Origin of the sequence: Maribacter orientalis (assembly GCF_900109345.1) — a bacterium.
Classification (GTDB): Bacteria; Bacteroidota; Bacteroidia; order Flavobacteriales; family Flavobacteriaceae; genus Maribacter; species Maribacter orientalis.
The window spans coordinates 1-4,655 of the sequence record NZ_FNZN01000020.1; the positions used below are offsets into that span (position 1 = coordinate 1).

At 34.9% G+C, this 4,655-nt stretch carries 2 protein-coding genes; both read right to left on the minus strand.

Going from position 1 to position 4,655, the window contains the following annotated elements:
- A partial coding sequence (locus tag BMY56_RS18355; RefSeq protein ID WP_143057852.1) for a BspA family leucine-rich repeat surface protein occupies positions 1 to 4,016 on the minus strand: 4,016 nt, incomplete at its 3' end.
- Between the two features lie 148 nt (positions 4,017 to 4,164).
- Positions 4,165 to 4,655, minus strand: a 491-nt coding sequence (locus tag BMY56_RS18725; protein WP_091627717.1) for a hypothetical protein, incomplete at its 5' end; no start/stop codon positions are given.

Genomic DNA, 4,655 nt, shown 5'->3' on the forward strand with positions numbered 1-4,655 from the left:
GAAAGAATTTGGCTTAATACTAGTCTACCCGCTAAATCATAAACCAACACGGTACTTGATTCATCGAAACCTTCAACAAATACTTCACCCGTAGTGATCGTAGGATACATAATTACCCCTTCCGAAAAGGCAAATGAATCGGTAACCACACCTTGGCAGTCACTTTCTCCGGTAATAGAAATAGCATTGAATTCCGCTAAATCTGTTAATTGAATTTCATTTATTCCGCTGGTCATGAAGTTGAAGGTTTTCAATTCTCCATTTACATCAACGGTATACGTATAGCTACCCTCCACATTGTAAGATGCCGTTTTAACCGTTGTATTCAAACTGTCTCGTTTTCCTGAGATTGTGCCGACCTCGTTGATTTGGATGCCGTAGGTTTGAGAATACGATATATCCGGAATGGAAACAGTAACCGTATATAGACCCGTAATAAGGTTTGGTATTTCTAGATTTTCATTTAAGGAAATACCATTATAATCTGATGAAATTGGACCTTCAATAGCTATATTAAAATTATAATCAGTTAGCGCACTCGAAATTGAAATACTTCCATTTGCTTCTCCAGGACATGTTGGTGTAGCGCCATACACCAAAATTGCGTCTGCTGCTATTATTTCGCAACCATTATCGTTTACAATTACATTTGGACTTGTCTCTAAACAAGTATCCAAATGGTCTAATATGCCATCTAAATCATTGTCTTCATTACAAAAGGGTACTTTGCCGCCGTCGGTGATGATCCAACCATAGGTATCGGTCAAATATTGTCTAGCATTTTCTCCATCGCAGTATTGGATATTGCTGGCTTCAAACTGTACATTATTTTGTAATGATTGTTGACTCCAAGAATTTAATAATAAATCGTAATTACCTACGGATACCCCAGAATCATTGAGCATGAATAGCATATTAGTAACATTGGAAACATCCCATTTACTCAAATCTTGGTCAAATTGGGTTGCTCCATAAAAAATAGCTTGCATATTTTCTACATTGGAAACATTCCACTCACCAATATCTTGATCAAATGAGCCCGCACCATTGAATAAACTATTCATCGTAATCACATTTCCCACATTCCAGCCACTAATATCCTGATTGAATGCCTCAGTATAACCAAGCATTGCTTGCATTCCTATGACGTTACTTACATTCCAATTCCCAATGTTTTGATTAAAACGAGCTGCGCCATAAAACATCCCATCCATATATTGCACTTTACTAACATCCCAACCACTAATATCACCATTGAACGCATCAGCATTTGTAAACATAGAGGACATTTCAGTAACATTGCTTACATCCCAATTACCAATATCTTGATTAAAACTTATGGCATGATCAAACATATTATTCATATTGGTGACGTTTGAAATATCCCATTCCCCGATATTTTGATTAAAATTGGTGGCACCATAAAATAATGAAGACATGTTTGTTACATTGGCAACATTCCAATTTCCAATATCCTGATTAAAGGATAGTGCATCGAAAAACATTCCTCCCATGTCCGTAACGCTGGTCACATTCCAATCCCCAACATAAATGTTGAAATTCTCTGCAGACCCGAACATACCATTAATAGAGTTGACGTTACTAAGATTCCATGAATTCATAGATACATTTCCTTGTAAGGAAGTACAAACAGCGAACATGCTAGCCAAAGAAGTAACATTGCTTAAGTCAGGCATATCCGTAGCAATAACATCTAGATTTTTACATCCTAAAAATGAATTTTCCATAGATTTCCATTCTATTTCTCCCCATTGATTAACGGTAAGTATTTTTTGTGCATCTGTAATAGCGTCCAAGTAATTATTAAAATATATTCTAGGAAATACGCCAGAAATTGAAACTTGATATGTACCTGAGTTTGCATACGTATGAGTAGCATCACCAATGAAATTAGATTCTATGATGCCATCACCCCAGTCAACCGTATAGTCATAAGTTTCTCCAGGGAACGTTGGTATATTAATCTGATTATCTTCAGAAAGTCCGGGGTTATCTGTTTTCCAGGTAGTTATAAATGGGCAGTTGGCCTTTCCTCCATCTGAAATTTCCCAACCATATTCGTTTATCAATTTTAACTTCGCAGATTCTCCAAAACAGTAAGTACTACCACCAGCGTCAAAAAGCACATTGTCTTGTACAAAGGGTAAATTTGCCCAACCAATTAAAGTTTCATCATAGTTTGCTTGTGCAATACCGGCATCGTTAAACATATTAGCTAAAGTATTTACTTGACCAATATTCCAATTACCCAAATTTTGAGAAAAGGCAGTAGCACGTTCAAACATAGATGACATATCAGTAACGTTCGACACATTCCAATTACCAATACTTTGATTAAACAAATCAGCCCCAAAAAACATTGCTCGCAAATTTGTGACGTTACTTATATCCCACTCTCCAATAGGCTGATTAAAACTATCAGCCTCAAAGAACATTCCGGTCATATTATTAACACTAGTTGTATTCCAAGAAAATAAACTTTTATTAAATGCACTACATCCTGTGAACATTCCTAGCATATTAGTGACATTACTTACATCCCAACTATTCAATTCTTGATTAAATATTGAGCTTCCTGAAAACAGTTCTTTCATATTTGTGACATTCGAAACATTCCAATTCTCAAGAGGTTGGTTAAAATTGATTGTATTCCAAAACATCATTTCCATGTTCGTAACATTTGAAACATTCCAATTACCAATTGGCTGATTAAAGAGGGTGGCACTAGTAAATGTTCTGAACATATTTACAACGTTTCCAACATCCCATCCACCAATGTTCTGATTAAAGCTATTTGCTCCTTCAAACATTGAAGACATATCTGTAACTTGACCAACATCCCAATTTTCAAGATTTTGATTAAAAGAATATGCATATTGAAACATTCTTGACATATCAATTGCCGAAGAAACATTCCAATTACTAATTGATTGGTTAAAGGTTGTTGCACCATTGAACATGCCATTCATTTTCGTTACAGTACTTACATCCCAATTAGATATATCTTGGTTAAAGGCATATGCATAATAAAACATATTCGAAGTGTCGGTTACATTTGTCAAATTCCAATTTTCTAATGGCTGATTGAAATTTTGTGCATTAGAAAATAAATTACTTACCCTTGTTACATTGCGTATATCCCATAATCCGATAGGTTGATTGAATGAAGTTGCACCCATAAACATTCCAGATAAATCTGTAACACTACTTATATTCCAGTTTGAAATATCTTGATTGAATGAGCTAGCATTAATAAACGTCCAAAACATACTAACAACGTTCGATACGTTCCAATTTCCTATATTTTGGTTGAATGCAGTAGCTTCGCCAAATGTAAAAACCATACTTTCTACATTTTGCACATCCCAATCACCTATATATTGATTGAAAGAACTACAACCCAAAAAAGTACCCCCCAAATTAATTACATTTTCTACATTCCAATTCCCAATAGGTTGATTAAACAAGGTACAATATGCAAATAAGCTGTCCATACTTGAAACGTTGGAAGTGTCCCAATTGTTAAAAGATGCATTACCTATCAGGGAAGAACATTCAAAAAACATTTGATTCATTGAAGATACTTGAGAAAGATCTGGAGAGTCTGTCGCAATTACATTTAAATTAGTGCAACCTCGAAAAGCAGTTTGGGTAGAAGCCCATGGTATAGCTCCCCATTGGTCTACTGAAATTATTTTTTCTTTATCCCCATCATTGTTGAAATTCAGTCCAATAAAATCTCCCGTTATTTCAACAATATATGTACCAGGAACTGAATAGGTGTGGGTAATATTAGCACTAGAAGTGAAAGTTGTTTCTGTTCCATCTCCCCAAGCCACATTAAATTGGGTAATATTTCCAAAATATGAAGGAATTGTAATCTGATTATCCTCAGAAACACCGGGGTTATCGGTTTTCCAGGTGGTTATAAATTCAGATTGTGCGTATGATAACGAAAGGAATAAACAGAAAATACTGGTAAGTAGGTATCTCATTAAATAGTTCTTAGGGTTATTATTGTTGAGTTTTTTGTTTAATGGTTATATTATTAATGAATCGTTACCTTGCTAGGTAATGATTTTTCATTACTAAAATTGAGATTTTGATAGTTGGTCTAATTTCTTTAGAAACTAATTTAAGAATCTATTCCTGAGAATTTACACTCACTTCTGATACTGAAAAATTACCAGAACCGTCTTTAGATACAACCTTTATGGTATAATTAGTATCATTTATAAATCCAATTCCGCTTATTGATGTATTTACAAAGTCTATTTCTTCTAAAATAACAGTTTCGTTTTCGGTTATAATTACGTCATAGGTTAGACTATCACCATCTTCATCAGTTGCTGTCCAATTAACAGTTAGCAACTGTGCTACAGGTTCAAATTCAGTTGAAATTTCTGCAGCGTATGGTGCATAGTTACCTTCTGAAAGACCAGGTGTGGTAAATGAATACGTATCGCTTACCGTACTGCCAGATTCATTCTTAGAAGTCACGGTCCATGTATACGTTTTACCTCTATCCAAAGTAACCATAGCTTCTTGAACACCTACTGTAGTTATTGCAGCTTGCCCGTTACCTAATAAAACTTTCAGTTCATAGTTAACGGCATTTTGAGCGGTATTCCATT